22 protein-coding genes are annotated in these 18,005 nt (G+C 42.5%); 8 read left to right on the plus strand and 14 right to left on the minus strand.

The window, feature by feature from the left end; genetic code table 11:
* Positions 1–42: 42 nt before the first annotated feature.
* Positions 43–1,047 carry an ester cyclase gene (locus tag AC3RV5_RS13095; protein WP_489728081.1) on the plus strand — a complete coding sequence of 335 codons (1,005 nt, stop codon included), beginning with the start codon at positions 43–45 and terminating at the stop codon, positions 1,045–1,047.
* Positions 1,048–1,112: 65 nt separating this feature from the next.
* Here the strand turns inward: AC3RV5_RS13095 and AC3RV5_RS13100 are convergent, their stop codons facing one another.
* The 4 genes from AC3RV5_RS13100 to hisD form a co-directional block, all read right to left on the minus strand.
* Entirely contained in the window at positions 1,113–1,889 is a 777-nt protein-coding gene (locus AC3RV5_RS13100; protein ID WP_489728082.1) for an HpcH/HpaI aldolase family protein, read from the minus strand.
* Positions 1,890–1,920: 31 nt separating this feature from the next.
* Complete coding sequence (locus AC3RV5_RS13105) at positions 1,921–2,628, minus strand: alpha/beta fold hydrolase (RefSeq protein WP_489728083.1); 708 nt, start codon at positions 2,626–2,628, stop codon at positions 1,921–1,923.
* Positions 2,629–2,694: 66 nt separating this feature from the next.
* The gene (locus AC3RV5_RS13110; RefSeq protein WP_489728084.1) at positions 2,695–3,702 is read right to left on the minus strand and encodes a LacI family DNA-binding transcriptional regulator; all 1,008 of its coding nucleotides are present in this window, start codon (positions 3,700–3,702) and stop codon (positions 2,695–2,697) included.
* 3 nt (positions 3,703–3,705) lie between these two features.
* Positions 3,706–4,980, minus strand: a complete 1,275-nt coding sequence (gene hisD / locus AC3RV5_RS13115) for a histidinol dehydrogenase (protein WP_489728085.1) — start codon at positions 4,978–4,980, stop codon at positions 3,706–3,708.
* 115 nt (positions 4,981–5,095) lie between these two features.
* Between hisD and AC3RV5_RS13120 the strand changes: the two genes are divergently transcribed.
* From AC3RV5_RS13120 to bcp, 3 genes are all read left to right on the plus strand, one after another.
* Complete coding sequence (locus tag AC3RV5_RS13120; protein ID WP_489728086.1) at positions 5,096–5,839, plus strand: SDR family NAD(P)-dependent oxidoreductase; 744 nt, start codon at positions 5,096–5,098, stop codon at positions 5,837–5,839.
* Positions 5,840–5,887: 48 nt separating this feature from the next.
* The gene (locus AC3RV5_RS13125; protein ID WP_489728087.1) at positions 5,888–6,886 is read left to right on the plus strand and encodes a cupin domain-containing protein; all 999 of its coding nucleotides are present in this window, start codon (positions 5,888–5,890) and stop codon (positions 6,884–6,886) included.
* Positions 6,887–7,254: 368 nt separating this feature from the next.
* On the plus strand, positions 7,255–7,719 hold the full coding sequence (gene bcp, locus AC3RV5_RS13130) for a thioredoxin-dependent thiol peroxidase (RefSeq protein WP_489728088.1): 465 nt from the start codon (positions 7,255–7,257) through the stop codon (positions 7,717–7,719).
* Positions 7,720–7,783: 64 nt separating this feature from the next.
* Here bcp and AC3RV5_RS13135 read toward each other — a convergent pair whose 3' ends face one another.
* The gene (locus AC3RV5_RS13135; RefSeq protein ID WP_489728089.1) at positions 7,784–8,863 is read right to left on the minus strand and encodes an AI-2E family transporter; all 1,080 of its coding nucleotides are present in this window, start codon (positions 8,861–8,863) and stop codon (positions 7,784–7,786) included.
* Between the two features lie 581 nt (positions 8,864–9,444).
* On the opposite strand from AC3RV5_RS13135, the gene bepA reads away from it, so the two are divergent.
* Positions 9,445–10,911: a beta-barrel assembly-enhancing protease gene (bepA, locus tag AC3RV5_RS13140; protein ID WP_489728090.1), complete on the plus strand. Its 1,467-nt coding sequence runs from the start codon at positions 9,445–9,447 to the stop codon at positions 10,909–10,911.
* Here the strand turns inward: bepA and AC3RV5_RS13145 are convergent.
* Positions 10,885–11,373, minus strand: a complete 489-nt coding sequence (locus AC3RV5_RS13145) for a TlpA family protein disulfide reductase (protein ID WP_489728091.1) — start codon at positions 11,371–11,373, stop codon at positions 10,885–10,887. The genes bepA and AC3RV5_RS13145 overlap by 27 nt on opposite strands.
* Positions 11,374–11,446: 73 nt before the next feature.
* Here AC3RV5_RS13145 and arsC point away from each other — a divergent pair, with 73 nt between their 5' ends.
* The 3 genes from arsC to AC3RV5_RS13160 are packed head-to-tail and all read left to right on the plus strand — an operon-like array spanning position 11,447 to position 12,846.
* The gene (gene arsC, locus AC3RV5_RS13150) at positions 11,447–11,821 is read left to right on the plus strand and encodes an arsenate reductase (glutaredoxin) (RefSeq protein WP_489728092.1); all 375 of its coding nucleotides are present in this window, start codon (positions 11,447–11,449) and stop codon (positions 11,819–11,821) included.
* Positions 11,822–11,868: 47 nt separating this feature from the next.
* Positions 11,869–12,405, plus strand: a complete 537-nt coding sequence (gene wrbA, locus AC3RV5_RS13155; RefSeq protein ID WP_489728093.1) for an NAD(P)H:quinone oxidoreductase — start codon at positions 11,869–11,871, stop codon at positions 12,403–12,405.
* A 3-nt stretch (positions 12,406–12,408) separates the two neighbouring features.
* Positions 12,409–12,846 (plus strand): DUF2069 domain-containing protein, encoded by a 438-nt coding sequence (locus AC3RV5_RS13160; RefSeq protein ID WP_489728094.1) that lies wholly within the window; start codon positions 12,409–12,411, stop codon positions 12,844–12,846.
* A 482-nt stretch (positions 12,847–13,328) separates the two neighbouring features.
* On the opposite strand, the gene AC3RV5_RS13165 is transcribed toward AC3RV5_RS13160, so the two are convergent.
* From AC3RV5_RS13165 to AC3RV5_RS13200, 8 genes are all read right to left on the minus strand, one after another.
* Positions 13,329–13,493, minus strand: coding sequence for a hypothetical protein (locus tag AC3RV5_RS13165; protein WP_489728095.1), 165 nt, complete (start codon positions 13,491–13,493; stop codon positions 13,329–13,331).
* A 123-nt stretch (positions 13,494–13,616) separates the two neighbouring features.
* Positions 13,617–14,000, minus strand: a complete 384-nt coding sequence (locus tag AC3RV5_RS13170) for a hypothetical protein (protein WP_489728096.1) — start codon at positions 13,998–14,000, stop codon at positions 13,617–13,619.
* 425 nt (positions 14,001–14,425) lie between these two features.
* Positions 14,426–14,716 carry a type II toxin-antitoxin system RelE/ParE family toxin gene (locus AC3RV5_RS13175; RefSeq protein WP_489728097.1) on the minus strand — a complete coding sequence of 97 codons (291 nt, stop codon included), beginning with the start codon at positions 14,714–14,716 and terminating at the stop codon, positions 14,426–14,428.
* Positions 14,713–14,940 (minus strand): ribbon-helix-helix domain-containing protein, encoded by a 228-nt coding sequence (locus tag AC3RV5_RS13180; protein ID WP_489728098.1) that lies wholly within the window; start codon positions 14,938–14,940, stop codon positions 14,713–14,715. Before AC3RV5_RS13180 ends, AC3RV5_RS13175 begins: the two co-directional genes overlap by 4 nt.
* A gap of 216 nt (positions 14,941–15,156) precedes the next feature.
* Entirely contained in the window at positions 15,157–15,447 is a 291-nt protein-coding gene (locus AC3RV5_RS13185; RefSeq protein WP_489728099.1) for a type II toxin-antitoxin system RelE/ParE family toxin, read from the minus strand.
* The gene (locus AC3RV5_RS13190; protein ID WP_489728100.1) at positions 15,444–15,698 is read right to left on the minus strand and encodes a type II toxin-antitoxin system Phd/YefM family antitoxin; all 255 of its coding nucleotides are present in this window, start codon (positions 15,696–15,698) and stop codon (positions 15,444–15,446) included. Before AC3RV5_RS13190 ends, AC3RV5_RS13185 begins: the two co-directional genes overlap by 4 nt.
* Before the next feature lie 406 nt (positions 15,699–16,104).
* On the minus strand, positions 16,105–16,815 hold the full coding sequence (gene hda, locus AC3RV5_RS13195) for a DnaA regulatory inactivator Hda (protein WP_489728101.1): 711 nt from the start codon (positions 16,813–16,815) through the stop codon (positions 16,105–16,107).
* A complete protein-coding gene (locus AC3RV5_RS13200; protein WP_489728102.1) occupies positions 16,815–17,912 on the minus strand; it encodes a DUF2066 domain-containing protein in 1,098 nt (365 codons plus the stop codon). The genes hda and AC3RV5_RS13200 overlap by 1 nt, the downstream gene beginning before the upstream one ends.
* Between the last annotated feature and the right edge of the window lie 93 nt (positions 17,913–18,005).

Genomic DNA, 18,005 nt, shown 5'->3' on the forward strand with positions numbered 1-18,005 from the left:
ATACTGGAAATTATGGCTAGGTAGGTTTCTCAGAGGTTAGAAATGTCATCATTACATAACAGACACAAAGTATTACTCCAACCATTACGAAATGCTTTATATAACTTTGCCCCCAAGACCGTATTAAAAGCGTTAGAGAAAGTACTAGCGCCCGATGTGTTGGTGCAATTATCTTATCCATTTGAAACCATGCATGGCGTGCAACATTTTTTTGAAACCGCCTACACCCCCCTAAACATTGCCATTCCTGACTTAGAGCGCAGAGAAACAATTGTGATGGCAGGTAAATGCGAGGACGGTAGTCATTGGGTCGGATTTTGTGGCTATTATACGGGCAGTTTTGAAAAAAGCTGGCTCGATATTCCCGCCACAGGGCATCATGTATCGATGCGATTTCATGAGTTTTACCGCATTGAAAACAATCTAGTTGTGGAAATACAGGCTATTTGGGATATCCCTGAGGTTATGATGCAAGCAAAGGTCTGGCCTATGGTGCCTAGTTTGGGTCGAGAGTGGCATGTACCAGCACCTGCTACACAAGATGGTTTAAATACCCAAGAAGGCCATCTAACAAATACTAGCGTCAAACTTGTTGAAGACATGTGTAACTCGTTAGGTAATCATGCCAGCGGTGGTGTGGAAGCTATGGATCTTGATAAGTACTGGCATCCAAAATGCAGCTGGTATGGCCCATCAGGCATAGGAACAGGTCGAGGAATAAAAGGTTTTAGAAATTGGCATCAAATTCCGTTTTTAAATGCTATGCCTGACCGAGTTGGCGATGTTGAAAAAGGCTTTTTATTTGGCGATGGCAATTATGTTGGTTTTACCGCATGGCCAGGTATGCAAATGACCATTAGTAACAACGGCTGGTTAGGTATTGCACCAGCAAATCAACAAATAGCCATGCGTAGTTTAGACTTCTGGCGTTGTGAAAACGGCTTGATCAGAGAAAACTGGGTATTGGTGGATTTATTGCATGTATACCATCAAATAGGCGTTGATGTACTCGGGAGAATGGGAGAATTTAATAAAGCGCGTTGTTAATATTTCCAACAAATAAATAATAAAAAAGCGCTTATTGGCGCTTTTTCTATTTTCTCTGACCCGTCCTAAATAAGGTTGTCACTTTGCGCAATAGCCGCAGTAAATTTTTGTTTTAATTGTTCTGCACCGCTTAACATAAAGCTATGATCAGAGCCTAATAAAAATAGGCTAACACCTGCTGCAATCCAGCGAGGTAATTCCGTGAGATCACTGACAAACATTCCACAGTTCTTACCGAATTTATTCGCTGCATTAACGACCTTTTCTACAGCAGCCATTACATCAGGATGGCTCGCATTGGTTTGTTCTAACGCAACAGTAAGATCCATACGGCCAATAAAAATACAATCTATACCTTCAACTTGGCATATTTCATCAATATTATTTACCGCTTCCATGTCTTCAATTTGCGCGATTACACAGGTTTGATTGGCATTGTTGCGCAAATTCTCAGGTAGTTTTTTTGTTGTATAACCCGCAAATCTCGTCGAGCCGGCGTACCCTCGCCCGTCAGGCCCATAAAAGCACCTCTTAACAACTTCCCGGGCATGCGCCGCATTTAATATATGTGGTAATACCACACCATCAGCACCTAAATCCAAAGCATTTAAGATGGATGAATTTTCTGTATTGGGCAGCCGAATAATGACGGGTTTTTGTTGCGATCTGGCTGCTAATACGCATTTATCAAGATCCGCTCTATCAAATGGTGCATGTTCAGCGTCCAAACATAAAACGTCAAGGCTGGTATGAGCAAGCACTTCAGTATTGTGAAAATGAGGTGTTTTAATAAATGTGCCAATAATTGGCTGTTTTTTAGCTAACCTACTTTTTAATGACATGATAAGTGACCTATTATTCTTGATTAAGAAATTACAAGGAGTGCGATAAATACCATTTAGCCAACAATGACGACACCTTTTCTGGCTGTTCTAAGGGGGAAAAGTGCCCGCACTGCTCAAGTAACTCAATTTCACTATGGTTTAAGGCTTGGTGCATCATTTGTTGATGCTGCGCTGGGCAAATTTTATCTTGCATACCGCCAATAATCAGTACTTCTGCGGCGAGTTGTTGTAGTGTTGTTAGAGAATCGCCGCGATCTTCTAATGCTAACACTTGCGCTTCAAAACAATCAGCGCCTAAGATTTCAGCCATGCCAATAATAACTTTTTCGTGTTCACCGTTAGAGGTATATAAGTAATTTGGCAGCAAGGTATTTATTATTAATTCAGTAAAACCGCCAGAGTGTGCTTGTTGAATTTGTGCTGCACGTGGGGCTTTTCGTGCAGGAAGATCAGCGTGACAATTACTGTTAACCAGCGCAAGCTTTGCAATAAGCTCTGGCCGTGTTTTTGCAAGTTCCATTGCCACAATCCCCCCCATAGAGAAACCTATCATTGCACAGGGTTTATTATCGGTAGCGGATATTACTTTTTCCGCCATCTCGAATAATGTTGTTTCAGTGGTAAATTGTACAACATTGATATTGTCGCAAAATTGACCTAAATAATTTAATTGATGAGTGAACATTGCGGCCGTACACAAGGTACCAGGTAATATTAATATAGGTAATTGAGACATGTATCTTCACTTAAAAAGGCCAATCTAATATTACCTAACTCCACTATTTGAGCATACTAAGATTAGCTATAAACGTTTAACTGAATTACCTTTTATCAAAGCGCCTGTTAATACACGCGACTCCGGTGGTGAATCAGGATTTTCAATATGATCTAGTAGCATTTCAACCGAGGCTTTAACGAGTTGTTCAAGCGGTTGTTTAATCGTTGTTATTTGGTAACTTTGCCACGCTGAAGAAGTGATACCATCAAAACCAACAACTGACATATCATTCGGAATGTGGATGCCATGATTCTCTCGTGCTTCATCAATAACGCCAATGGCCATGGTATCATTACTACAAATTACTGCATCGGGCTTAGGGTTTTGCTCAAGCCACTTGGCAAGACAATCTCGACCCGATTGATAAGAGTAATCTCCATATAACACAGCGACATCTTTGACGCCAAATTGCATTAACAAACTCAGCGCAATTTCTCGACGATCATTGGCTACATCTGAGTCTTCAGGGCCAGATAATACCAAGTAGTTTTTGGGGTTGCTCTTTTCTAACTCAATAATTAGTTGCTTGATACCCTGCTCATGATTGCAACAAACCGTATTCGCCATGGCACCTGGTACATTTCGGTTATATAAAACAACGGGAATTTTATGCTGTTCAAATTGCGCTAATTTGTCACTTTCAAAATGTGCGGCAAGTGCAATAACGCCATCAACTTGAAAGGTCCAAATTTGTTCAAACAACTCATCAAGCCCTTCAGCATCATCAAGCGTAAACAACAAAACACGTTTATTTCGAGCGGCAAGTTGTTTACTGACCTGCGAAAGTACTTCAGGGTAGGTAACGTTTGCTCGTGATGACACAATGACAGCGATCATACCTGACTGCTTTGTAATTAGCATTCGGGCAATGGCGTTTGGTCGATAACCCATCATATTTGCTGTTGCCATCACTTTGTCACGTGTTTTTTGAGAGACACTCAAACCGGGTCTAAATACACGTGAAACGGCTGACTGAGACACGCCTGCCTCACGTGCAACGTCATAAGAAGTCACTTTATTATTTTTAGTCAATGTTTACCTTTTGTATCTTCTTAAGCGGATATCAGCTTGCTCCTTATGCCCAGCAAAGCCTTCAACTGCACATAATCTTGAGCAATATTCACCAACGACAACAGAAGCTTCTTCTGTTGCACTTTGGAACGTACAGGTTTTAATAAACTTACCCACCCATAAGCCGCCAGTATAGCGCGCAGCTTTACGTGTTGGAAGGGTGTGATTTGTACCGATACATTTATCGCCATACGAAACATTGGTTTCTGGCCCTAAGAACAACGCACCGAAATTACGCATGTTTTCTTTGAAGTAAGACACATTGTTTGTCATCACTTGCACATGTTCAAAGGCTAAATCGTTGGCGACTTCAATCATTTCTTCATAGGTATCACATACAATGACTTCACCATGATCACGCCATGCCACTCCTGCAATGTCTGCCGTAGACAAAATAGTTAACTGGCGTTCAATTTCTGCAAGTGTATCGTTGGCCAATTTTTCACTGTTAGTGAGCAAAATTGCTGGAGACGTTGGGCCATGCTCTGCCTGACCAAGTAAATCGGCCGCACACAACTCACCATCAACACTGTCGTCTGCAATAACAAGTGTTTCTGTTGGGCCCGCAAATAAATCAATACCAACGCGTCCAAATAACTGGCGCTTAGCTTCTGCTACATAAGCATTACCGGGGCCAACGATCATATCGACAGGTGCGATGGTTTCTGTACCTATCGCCATTGCCGCTATGGCCTGAACACCACCGAAGCAATAAATTTCATCTGCACCGGCAAGATCCATTGCAACAACAATCGCTGGAGATGGTTTGCCATTAAAAGGGGGAGCCGCCGCGATCACTCGCTTTACACCGGCAACTTTAGCAGTAACAACACTCATATGAGCAGAGGCAACTAAGGGGTATTTTCCTCCAGGGACATAACAACCAACACTTTCCATCGGAATATGTTTATGGCCTAATTTAACGCCAGGAAGCGTTTCAACTTCAACGTCTTTCATTGAATCACGCTGAATTTGGGCGAAATTTCTTACTTGAGTTTGTGCCCATTTAATATCTTCAATGACACTGTCTTCAAGTTGTTCATAACATGCTGATATTTCTTCCTTACTCAACCTGAATGACTTCGGATTCCACTTATCAAATGTTTCAGAGTATTTTGCAATTGCCCTATCACCACTTTCTTCAATATCTTCGATGATACTTTCAACAGTAGATTTAACTTGCTGTAAAAACTCTTTTTTTTCTTCTTCCTGTTTGCCTTTTTTGACATATTTTATCATTTGATAGTCTCCAACTTATTTTAGTTAAACCAAATATTATTTTGACAATGTTCTTGAATATGAATAAATCCTACGCAATAATGACTTCGAATGCAATAATGATTTAGAGTTATTTATGAACGGTTTTAATCACAATTTACTTTTTAATAAAACAATCCTTATAGCGGGTGCTGGTAAAGGGATTGGCTTGGCATGTGCCCGCATGGCGGCTGAATGTGGTGCAAATGTAATAGCTGTTGCAAGAACTCAAAGTGACCTAGATGCCTTAATTGAACAACATCCTAAAAATATTACCGGTTGGGCAATGGACGTAGCTAGCAATGAATTTTTCGAACGCATAAATCTATTGCCTAAATTGCATGGGTTAGTCAATAACGCAGGAATTAACCGCGTAGGGCCAATGGATAAACAAACAAATGAGAATATTGATGCGGTTATTGATTTGAATATTAGAACGTTATACAAAATATCACGGGCAGCAATTGCACCGATGAGACGCGCGGAAAATGCTTCAATAGTTAATATGTCTTCACAAATGGGTTTTGTTGGTTCGCCAAATAGAACGCTGTATTGCATGAGTAAACATGCGGTTGAAGGTGTTACAAAAGCCATGGCGGTCGAGTTAGCACCTGACAATATCCGAGTAAATACTGTAGCTCCAACATTTGTTATGACCCCCATGACACAGCCTATGTTTGAAGATAACGCATTTAAGACATTCGTATTCGATATGATCCCGCTTGGCCGTTTAGGCAAGGTAGAAGACGTCGCGAATAGTTGTACATTTCTACTCAGTGAACTTGCATCGATGATCACAGGTACGAGCATCAAGGTGGATGGTGGATGGACGGCTCGATAAATCAGCATCACGAGTACACAATTTTATCAATAATAGAAGGTAACGAATATGACACTTGAAGATAGACTAATTAGATATACTGACTTAAAACCATGCACAAACGCCTTTATTGATACACATAGCCCGGGAAGTGATAAAAAAGAAAATTTCACCTTAATTGGCCCAGGGGTTGCCGAAAATCCTGATCAACACATACATATTTCTATCCCCCACGGATTTAATATAGGTGGTGCAAGACAACCAGGTGGTTGCCTTAATTCGCAACATAGCCACCTTACTGAAGAAGTTTTTGTTATTCATAAAGGAACATGGGCATTTATCAGCGGTGTTAATGCCGATGACGGTAAAATCATTCTTAATGAGGGTGACATTATTTCAATTCCTATGGATATTTTTAGAGGGTTTGAAAATGTCGGCGATGATATTGGTTATCTACATGCGGTGTTAGGCGGTGATGATCCTGGGCGTGTTTTATGGGCACCTAAAGTTTTTGAGCTTGCCAAAGAATACGGCTTAGTTTTATTAGAAGATGGCAGTTTGATCGATACTACGCTGGGTGAAGTAGTACCTGAAGGTAAAAAACCTATGCCTGTCACCTCCCCTGAACAAATTGCTCAACATCGGGTTGTGGATAGTGATGCTTTGAATGCTATTGTGCAACGTACAGATAACTTCAATTGGTCAAAAAACAGCTGTTTGGCGCAGTTTGATGGCGTTGAAGAAGTGGCACTTGTTGGTGGTCAATGTCCATTAGAAGATTTGCCTAGCAGCAAATTGAACTGGTCTCACAACTTTGTTGTCCGCGCATTAAAATTAAGCACTGGTGCCAAGGTTAATGATCACATTAGATATGAAGAAGAAGTCATATTTGTTCATCAAGGCCAAATTGAAATAGCGGTAGATGGCGCGACATTATTATTAGAAAAAGGTGACACCTTCACAACTCCTATTGGATCTACCCGAAGGTTTACGCATATGGGGGCTCAAGATTGTATTATTTACATAACAAGACGCAATGATAAACCGACCCCTCCTAAATTTGTTTAACGTCGCTTAAAAAGGCATTTATTTTACTATAGTTTTTTAGCAAGCTGTTTGTACGAAATAGATCACAGGAGGAAGCGGTAAAAGGTAACAAACCAATCGCCAATCGTTCAAAGTCAAACAGCTTAGGCGGTGGCATCCTGCTTTTTAAGGATGAGCGCAGGGTTTGCTGACATGGGACCCAGGGGATGTAACGCTATTCGATTGAACACCTTGGTGTCTTTACCAAGATGTTTGAAGCAGGTGACCCACTTTTTTTCTAAATATAATGTTACTGTCAGTGCCTTGCGCTTGAAAACCCTGCAAGGTGCCATTAAACAGAATCATTAAACAACCCGACTCACTTTCACCCTGGATACTAAAGGACCCCTATGAACAGATTAGCCGCCGGTGATAACACACCTAATTTCAGCTTGCCAAATCAAGACGGCAACACTATCAGTCTACAAGATTATGTTGGGAAAAAAGTGTTGGTGTATTTTTACCCTAAAGCCATGACGCCTGGCTGCACTATCCAGGCTCAGGGGCTTAGAGACAGTAAATCTGCCTTGGACGAACACAATGTAGTGGTATTGGGGATCAGCCCAGACCCGGTCAAACGTTTACCTAAATTTATCGATAAAGAACAACTTAATTTCACCCTGTTATCGGACGAAGAACACGGGGTAGCCGAGCTCTTCGGGGTCTGGGGCCTAAAGAAATTCATGGGAAGGGAATATGATGGTATTCATCGCATTAGTTTTTTAATCGATGAAAATGGCCAGGTCGAACAGGTATTTGATAAATTCAAAACCAAGGTTCATCACCAGGTAGTATTGGATTATTTAACGAGCTAAACCGGTATCCAGTACCCGGCAAAAGGAGTATTGACCATACAGGTCAGTACTCCTATTGCTTTTATTAGGGTAATAACGGCTCATCTGGTTGCTGATGACCTGGTCCCCCCCAGGCATTGATCACCGCCTTGACTAACGTGGCCAAAGGAATAGCAAAAAACACCCCCCAGAAGCCCCACAATCCTCCGAAGAACAATACTGCAATAATGATATAGACGGGGTGCAAGCTCACAGCTTCCGAGAATAACACCGGCACCAATACATTGCCGTCTATCGCCTGGATCACCCCATAAGCAATAAACAAATACCAAAAATCCGGGGTCAATCCCCACTGAAATAATGCCACGATCACCACAGGCAAAGTTACCACAGCCGCCCCTATATAGGGGATCAACACCGATAACCCCACCAGTACTCCCAGCAACAAGGCATAACGTAAATCCATAAGCGCAAAAGTGACCACTGAGACGGTGCCTACTATGACGATCTCGATCACTTTGCCGCGAATATAATTGGCGATCTGCGCATTCATTTCAGTGCCAACTTGTTTAATCAGGCGACGCTGGGTGGGCAATAAAGGAGACAGGTTTTCCATAAGCAGAAATTTGTCCTTGAGCATAAAAAACACCATCAATGGCACCAGGATCAAATAAATCAACATGGAGGCCAGGCTACCTAAAGAGCTTACAGAGGCAGACAACAATTGTTGCCCCAGGGACACGATGCGATCGTTGACCCCCTCCAACATGTCTTGAATATTGCCCAGCTGCACAAAATCCGGATATTGCTCAGGCAGATGCAGCAGCCAAATCTGTGCCTGGGCCCAGATCTGCGGCATTTCGCTGATCAGATTAATACTCTGCTGGGAGATAACAGGCACCAAACTAATGAAGGTCAGAATGCTAAGGGCAATAAAACTAAATATCACCACACTGCAGGCATAACTGCGCCCTAAACCCAAGCGAGTTAATTGGCTGACGGGCCAGTCCAGTAGATAGGCAATAACCGCTGCCACTAATACAGGCATCAGTATTTCGCCCCAGATCGCCAGCAAAATGGAAACGACCAACAGCATAACCAACAACATCACAGAATCAGGATCGGAAAACTTACGTTTGTACCAACGTTCAAACACACTAATCATTTAGGCTCTCTATACAGTAATACAATTCAACATTTTGCTTCAATATCCCAAACCCAAGCCTCTAAGTTTGACGCTTAGCAGATTATAGCTGGCACAATTGACAACTTTTTTAGGCATTCTTATTTTGTCGCGGCATATTATATTGCCTAGCGACTAAAGATAAGTCTTTTCACTGTAAGTAACACAATATTGAAAAGCCTGATTTTTGGCAAAAAAATTAGCAGCGAACTACCCAAGCAATAATTAAATGTTAATCTAACAGAGCAGCGTCAGGCTAAACTGTAGTGGGCATATTACGCTGGCCAGATTATTCAACCTGTGTTCAGGCAGTATTGGGTCACAGGTAAGGCTGGCGTAGCTAAGGTAATACTGAGGAAGCAATTCACTTCGATGGGTTTTGCAATGCTCTAAAAGAGTATAATAGTCTCCGTTACTTTGACACATTAAGGCTTGAGTTGCTGGTCACATGCCTCAATACTATGGGAGTATCCGTCGGGCCAAGGAACTAAATGCATCTATCTGCATTCCTATAAAGGTAAGGCAATGGACAATGCGTAACGCAGTAAACAAAATTGAGTAACATGATTAGAACGACAAAAATATTCGCAAAAAGACTGGTCGCAAGTAGCATTGCGTTGGCAATACTGACGGTTTTGCCAGCGCATGCCATCAATCAGAAAAATGCATTACCGGAAATTGGGGTGGTGGCGTCTGGTGCAATTAGTCTGGATAAAGAGATCCAAATCGGTGATGTATTAATGCGTCAATTGCGCGGTCAGGCACCGATCATTAATGATCCTCTGTTAGAAGAATACATTCAGGATTTGGGCAATCGTCTGGTAGCTCAAGCTGATAATGTCAAATTTCCGTTCGAATTCTTTTTACTCAATAGCCCCAGTATCAATGCTTTTGCATTTTTTGGTGGACATGTGGGTGTGCATACCGGTTTGATTTTTAGCGCGAGAAATGAGAGTGAGCTAGCATCGGTATTAGCTCACGAAGTCAGTCACGTTACTCAACGGCATATCGCTCGTAGCATGGAAGCCAGACAGAAATCATCACCTCTGCAAATTGCGTCTGCTTTAGGTGGGTTGCTGCTTGCCATGGCGAATCCAGAAGCCGGTATTGCAGCCATGAGTGCAGGCTCAGCGGCATCCGCCCAGGCAGCTATCAACTACACCAGACAAAATGAAAAAGAAGCCGATAGTATAGGTATTCGTATACTGGCCGAAGCCGGATTTGACCCCAATGCCGCCGGCGCTTTCTTTGGCACCTTAGTCGAAAAATATAGATTGAAGTCCAAAACCACGGCATTTTTGCAAACTCACCCTTTACCTGAGTCTCGGGTCGCGGATGCCCGGACACGGGCGGCGGGTTACCGCGCGGGGCCCGTGCCTGAAAGTTTAAGCTTTCATCTGGCTAAAAGCCGGATATTGGCCCGTTATTACGGCAATCCTGAAAATAATATCGCCTACTTTACAGCCATACTCGACAACCACCGCTATGAGTTTAAACAGGCTGCTGATTATGGCTTGGCGTTATCTTATTTGGCAAATGAACAATATAACAAGGCCCAAGCGATCATCGACGATTTACTCAGTAAGGACGGGGATAACTTGTTTTATTTGGATACCTATACGGATTTGGCGCTGGAAACCAATAATATCCAAGGGGCCATCGACATCCTCAGCGCTCGGGCCAAACATGCCCCACGGAACAGAGTATTAAGCTTAAACTTGGCTAATGCCATGGTTAAAAACAAACAATTTAATGATGCTGTCCGTTTACTCAAGGACTATTTATTAATAGAGCCGAACAACTTATTGGCCCACCAGATACTCGCCGATGCCTATGGTGAGAGCCAGCAAAAACTGGAAATGCACCAAACCAATGCCGAAGTTTATGCCTTGGCAGCATCTTATCCCCGGGCCATTGATGAGCTGCATAACGCCTACAATTATGCCAGCACCAGAGAGCTGGAAAAGCAGCGCATCCGCGCCAGAATCGAACAATTTAGAGAATCACAAGCCCGAATGGAGGCCCTCTAAATACGCAATGGCTTGGCTGAGAGAATCGGCGCTCTGTTCGCCCAGTAATTGTTTGGCAACCGTGCCATCTGGGGCAATGAGAAACGTGGCAGGCAGGCTTTTGGGTCGCAGCATGGGTAGCGGTCCACTCACCTTGGCGATCAATGGAAACTGAATATCGAATTTTTGCTGCATGTCAGTCAGTTGTTGCGCGGATACGGCATCAAAACTGATGGCAAACAATTTAATTTGCGGGTTATTTTGGCTATAGAAAGTATTAAGCTGAGGAATTTCCCGTAGACAAGGCGCGCACCACTGGGCAAAGTAATTCACCACCACCCATTTACCTTGCAATTCTTGCCACTGATAATGGGTGCCATCCACTGTGGTAAAGTCAGGACGCTGAGCATTAAATGCCAAGATGCCAGCCCCAAGCGCCATTATGCCCAGGGCAAGCACTAAAATTTTTTTTAACAATGTCATGCATTTCCTTTACGTGATTGCCTAAGTCGATAGAATATCGCCATCAGCAAAAAATGACAGTAGAATTTCCCCCATGAATGACTTTATTATTTTACATAATCCGCGCTGCTCAAAAAGCCGCCAAACATTGCAATTACTGCAAGACAATAATGTACAACCTACGGTGGTGGAATATCTTAAAACCCCGCCCTCGATTGCCGAACTTGGCAATATATTGAGCTTGCTGGACATGACCGACCCGCGCCAGCTAATGCGTAAGGGGGAGCCTGAATATAAAGCGCTCAATATCGATAGTAACAATATGTCTGTGGATGAGCTGATCCAGATAATGCACCTTACACCTAAACTGATTGAGCGACCGATCGTTATCAAGGGGCCTTTAAGTGATGTTCAAAGTCGAGCGGTGATTGGCCGCCCACCTGAAAACGTCTTGAATCTCCTATGTTAGGGCCCGTTCTAGTGCTGTATTATAGCCGCAATGGTGCGACCAGGAATATGGCTAATAAGATCGCCCAGGGGATCGAAAAACAAGGCCTGACAGCGATGTTACGCACCGTACCTGAAGTATCGAGCGGTCTCCAGCCAGCTAAAGCACAGGTACCCGAAACCGGCGACCCTTATGTCTGCCAACAAGACCTGGTTGACTGCAGTGGGTTAGCCTTAGGCAGCCCTACTCGTTTTGGCAACATGGCCGCCGCGTTAAAGTACTTTATCGATGGCACCAGTGGCCAATGGTTATCCGGCGCTCTAGCGGGCAAACCGGCCACAGTGTTTACCTCTACCGGCAGTTTGCACGGCGGACAAGAATCAACGCTGTTGACCATGATGCTACCTTTGTTACATCACGGCATGTTGATCTCAGGTTTGCCCTATACCCTTCCACAATTGCATTCTACCAGCTCCGGCGGCAGCCCCTATGGAGCCACCCATCTTGCACAAGGCCAGTATGAAACCAAACTCACCGAAGATGAGCGCATATTATGTTTAGCTCAAGGGCAACGTCTGGCTGATCTGGCTCGCAAACTTGGATAAATTATGAGATTTAATACACAGTTTTACAAACGTCTTGCCCTCTGTAGTTATGTATTGCTGATTAGCTGGTTGCTGATTTGGCACTTTGTCTTGACGATCGATAAACCCACGTCTACTACCTTTACCCTGTTGTTTTGGATCTTACCTATTTTGTTACCCGTAAAAGGCTTGTTTGAGGGCAAACCGTATACCTATGCTTGGACTAATTTCATTGTTATGTATTATCTGCTGCATGGCTTAACGGCTATTTATGCTGTAGAGGGTGAACGACTGTATGCCGCCGTAGAAATACTGTTGTGCTGCGGTTTATTCACCGGATGTAGTTTCTATGCGCGGCTGCGTGGCCGAGAGCTGGGTACGGGGATCAGAAAACTCAAAGAAGAACTGCAAGAAGAGAAGGAAATATTCGAGGCTCGAATCGAAGCTCAACGAAAACGCTGAATATTAGCGACCAGCATCAGGCGAATAAAGCAGCTGATGTGTAGTTTAAGGCTGCATTGCGCCCAATACAGGCCCCAGTTTATGCATAAATACTTGTTGAATGACTCAGGGCGCGAACCCGACGTTCAAACAATCTGTATTTCCGTAGATTTGTTGATGATCCTTATGTCAGCTGATCCGACATTGCGGTCATAAGCGTTATTTTATTAGAGAAATAGTACAAAAAAAATAACCGACCAAAACAAAATAGCCCCAATACCATTCCACATTATTGTTTGCCTAAAAGTAAGTGGCGGTGCATTCATGAATTTATGATGAAATGCGTCCATGCTCTTTCGGCCTTTGAATACCAGCAGGGCCAACATTGCAATCCATGACCATAAGGTCATAGCAACAGTGCCCATAACCCCAGCTAATTTATTCAATTCAGGGTTTCATTATAAATTCCACTGAAATGTAGTTGCTCTTTAGGAGTGCTAATCTCATTTTTCATTTTTATACTTTTCAAAAGTTGCAGGTTCATTTTGTTTGGCTATTTCCAAGTGCTCTTCATAATTTTTGTTGAGGTTAACATCATCAGGGCTGTCACGTTTACGTTCGAGAAGACCCCGCAGATTAACTTCAAGTATTGATAATTTTTCATTCATATAAACTCTACCTTTAAAATAACTGAACGCACATAACAGTGTATTAGTTCGACCTTGTAAGGCATGTCAAGCCTATTGCAGTCTTCACTTACCCAATGCTGCATTCGGTCGTTCAGCGTATTGTTATGCATTTTTACTATGCTGAACTATAGATTCTATTGCCGCCAAGATTTTAGGCAATAGAGCCTCATGTATTCTTTTAACAGAATCGATGTGTTCGGACTTAATGTGAATGGACTCATCTTCAAATCCCCTTATAGCATCTGTACCTACTAAAATCCTAATGCGATAAGGAATCTCGAAAATCAATTGGTATGCTTCAATTATCACTTCGATTTCATCTGGTTCTAAGATGCCTATTTTATTTAGAAGCGTGTTATACACATTATTCTGAACCTTATTTTGCATGAGAGCGGGTCTATCACCACTAGGCTCATTGAACTGTTCAATTCTATGCTCGTATGCTTGTTTATTTGAAATAAGCTCGGCTTTTAAAGCACTTCGCAAAGCCTACTTTTCGTGCTGGATAGTTCTATTGTGCTGCGCGCGCTGTAAATATGCATTTGCCAGCATTGTAAATACAACCCCCGTAAAACCGACGATTCCAGCAACAAGAATTTGGTACGTTTTGAGGTAGCAAAGTAAATTGTCTATGAGTTATACCTTTATGCCTAACAGTGTCACCGATAGTTTCCAAGCTATCCTACCTTTTAAGGTATGACAAGCTTACGACTGCTATGTGCTCATTTTTGACGTTTTGGTAGTGAAATAAAATAAAATAAAATAAAATAAAATAAAATAAAAAACTAATGGGCAAAAATCACCTAATTTGAAGTAAAAGATTTTATTCTAATTACCTTTCAAATTGATCCATGAAATAATCCAACCTTATGACCGCTTCGGCCCCTAGAAGATAAATAGAACCTTGTTCATTAAAGCCAAGAATCAATGTCTTGCCCACCTAGAATAGCCATGATTTCAACACCTTCACTACCGACTCTATAGTAAATAGTATCAGAAGCGTAGGAGCATCTCCTGTAGCCAAGTCTAATATTGTCTATTGATTCATAATGGAGAGGATTTGCAGCTATTTTTTCAAATGCATCGAAGAAACCTGAATAATAGATATCAGCTTGCTGCTCACCGAAGTTTAAAAAACCATATTGATAAATTCTTTCGAGATCTTCTTTAGCTTCTTCTGATAGCAAGTAATCTGATTTCATTTTAACTTGCGCTTAAATTCAGCTAATATTTCAGCCTTAGTTTGCGTTACGAAGCCTCTTTTTTCTGCGCTCGCCAATTTTGCATTAATCAATTCTGCGCGCCGAGCCCTGCGAATTAAGTCATTAACTAGTTCGCTTTTATTTGCATAATCACCCTGATTATTAACTTGTTGTTTTAACCAGCTATCATTTTGTTCAGTAAGTGTAATACTTTGTCTCGTCATGATTTGCACCCTCCTGCCTGGTGCAATATTACACCACAGAGGTTTATTAACAAAGTAAATAAAACCTAGAGCGTTTTACTGTTATGACCGTAATGTGCTCAAACTTGTCTTTTGGGCTGTGAACCAGACTCACAAGTCAGTAGCAAAAATCAGCTTAATTGAAGTAAAGCGCAGTGACAGGTGTTGGCACCCATTGCGCCATTCTCATTTCACCGATTACTTAATATAAGAAGGAATATTCATGCTGTGATGGAGTACTCGTATCACCTGAATATTTGTAGTGCTGCCTGTATACACAATTAGGTGGCTCTTATACGGCGCCAATTTTACTGGCGGTTCAAACTCATTGCGAAGGGCAAATTTTTCAGGGAAGTTAGTTAAAGACTGTATTAATAAATTGAGAGAATCCAAGTAACTATCTGCGATTAAGTCTCCCCATTCAGTCTCGCCATACAACCAGATATCAATGAGATCATCTATTGCTAGGTTAGAAACATTTATATTCAAGATTGTTTACTAACTCTCAGCCGAGCAGACGCTTTAATGGACTCTATATCAAGCAAGCCACCGTCACCGCTTGCTATACCGTCATTGATAGCAGATTGAAGTGCTTGTTGTTTCAATTTTAAGTAGTCCTTTGCAGAAATTAACACGCCTTGCTCTTTGCCGTTACGTGTAATGCTTATAGGTGTTGATTGCACATTCATCAACAAATTACCAAAATTGTTTTTCGCTTCTGTCGCAGTGATGCTTTTCAAAGTAAATTCTCCACGGAAACTATGAAGTTTACACAATAGCCAAAGTAGCTAAACTAGACAACTATCACTGTTTAGTTTAATGACTATAATGTGCTCAAAATTGTCTTTTTGGCTGTGAACCAGACTCACAAGTTAGCAGCAAAAATCAGCTTAATTGAAGTAAATCCCAATGACGGGTTATGTTTACCCCTTACTTTGATTGATGTCAGCTTGAGTGCAAAATAATTCAACTTAGGGAGTGCGCCGCTAATCTATTGCCATCGTTAGCCTAGATAAATGCTGTAAAACCATGGCAGCGATAGAGGGAGTACGTTGGACAACCTGGCAGTCAGCATCCCGAGTATGACTAATACACTGTTAAATTCCGCCATCGACATTCATGTTCAACAACATCCCGCTGAGACGACTACAAATTCAACGCCTGTTTAACAAAAGGAATAGTCAATTTACGCTGTTGCTGTAACGACAATTCATCCAATTTATCCAGCGTACTCATCAAGGCCGGCATATCACGTTGCCAGTGATTTACCAGGTACAGGGCTACTTTGTGTGGCATATTCAACCCCCTTTGCCGGGCGCGAGTCAGCAAGGCGATACAGCGTTCTTCATCATTGAGGCCCTGGAGATTATAACTTACCCCCCAGGCAAAGCGGGAGGCCAAATCCGGCAACTGTAAGTCCAAGGATTTAGGACCACTGTTAGCACATACCACTACATGGCTTTTACCTTGCTCTTTTACCCTATTGAGCAAATCAAATACGGCTACCTGCCACTCCATTGACCCATTTAATGCATCAGCATCGTCCAGACAAATAAGTTGGCTATGCTCCAAACCATCTAATACTGCCGTGGTGAAGTCCTCTTTTTCTTTGAAATTCAGATAGACGGCATTTATTTGTGCAGATTGAGCCTTATGACATAATGAAAACAACAGATGACTCTTCCCTACCCCATGATCGCCGCTAATAAAGGTCAGCCAAGGTTGCAAAGTTTTTTCCGAGGTTTGGCTGAGCAAGCTCTTTAATTTATGAACCAATTGAGAATTCTCGCCCACAATAAAACTGTCGAACGTCTCAGTGTCCCGTAGGTTTACCGCCAAAGATAATTGCTTGGTCATTATAATACCCAGATGAACTCCAGGTCCTGCTTAACCAGGCCAAAATCGTTGACAGGTTTGAGTCTGTTGTCCAAGCCCATAGCATTGACAAAGTCATCGATACTGCCGAGCAAATCCAGTTCAAAGGTCGCCACCTGCCCCTGTTGCATGATCAACGATGCTTTATTGACCACGCTTAAACTATCGAAAAATTTCATTATGCTGGCATATTGTTGTAATGAACCAATGTTCATTATCTTAACCTTGCTTTTAAGCGCCCCGGGATCGAGTTTACTGATATCAATGGCATAACGCGCCGCTAAATTATCCGCCAAAACGTCAACGACTGCCTGGGCAGCTAATTCAGCTGAGCTTTGCTGTACTTGTCCTGACAACAATCGGCCTCCGTCCAACAAGGTCCAGTCAGCCGTCCACTCCAAGGCTGAAGATGAGGTATTAGTCTTCTGAACGCCCGGCGTTTGATATAGTCGTGCAGACAAAATATTGTCTACTCCGTATCGCTCGCTAGCCTGAGCGAGCTGGTGTACAAAACCGCCCCAAACATCATAACTACTGACGCGTTGTAAATCGTCCAGATCCAGCAAGGGAGATACAATGTTTATGCCCCGGGTAGCTGCGGTTTTTGTACTTAGTTCCAGAAGTTGGGGGTAATCGGATTCAGCGACTAATTGTCTGTGTCCCGAAACCGGATCTTTTATCGCAAACCATAAAATGGTATCAGGACGACGTTTGTCCCAAATCGGCAAACCCGCATCCCGGATCATTTTTTCTAGCCGCTGGGCATCGAAACTAACCAGAAAATACAACTGTTCATCAGATTCTTCAAATCGATAAGTATGGATATAGTCTTTCGCTCGCTTAATTTCGCGACTAATTGTCTTGTCGGACAATAACTGACTGCTGCCACTGACTTTAACTAACACTTGTTTAAATCCTGTGCGTACTGCCGACTCCTGGCTTTTTAGAGTCTGATCGGAAATTGCCACACGCGCCTCATACAAGTCATGCATGACCGAAGCGTTGACCGGCAGCAGCACACTGCACAAAAAAGCATAAAATAAGCCTAATGTGAGTCGAGATTTTAACGTTGTGAACATAGTTCCATACAGCTCCAAATTGCGCGGGGGGCTATTGTCATTGATTTATGTACAAATTTCATCTTTTGTTTGATCAACGATTATAGAGCTGTT

It is taken from the genome of Paraglaciecola sp. IT1134 (genome assembly GCF_058068185.1).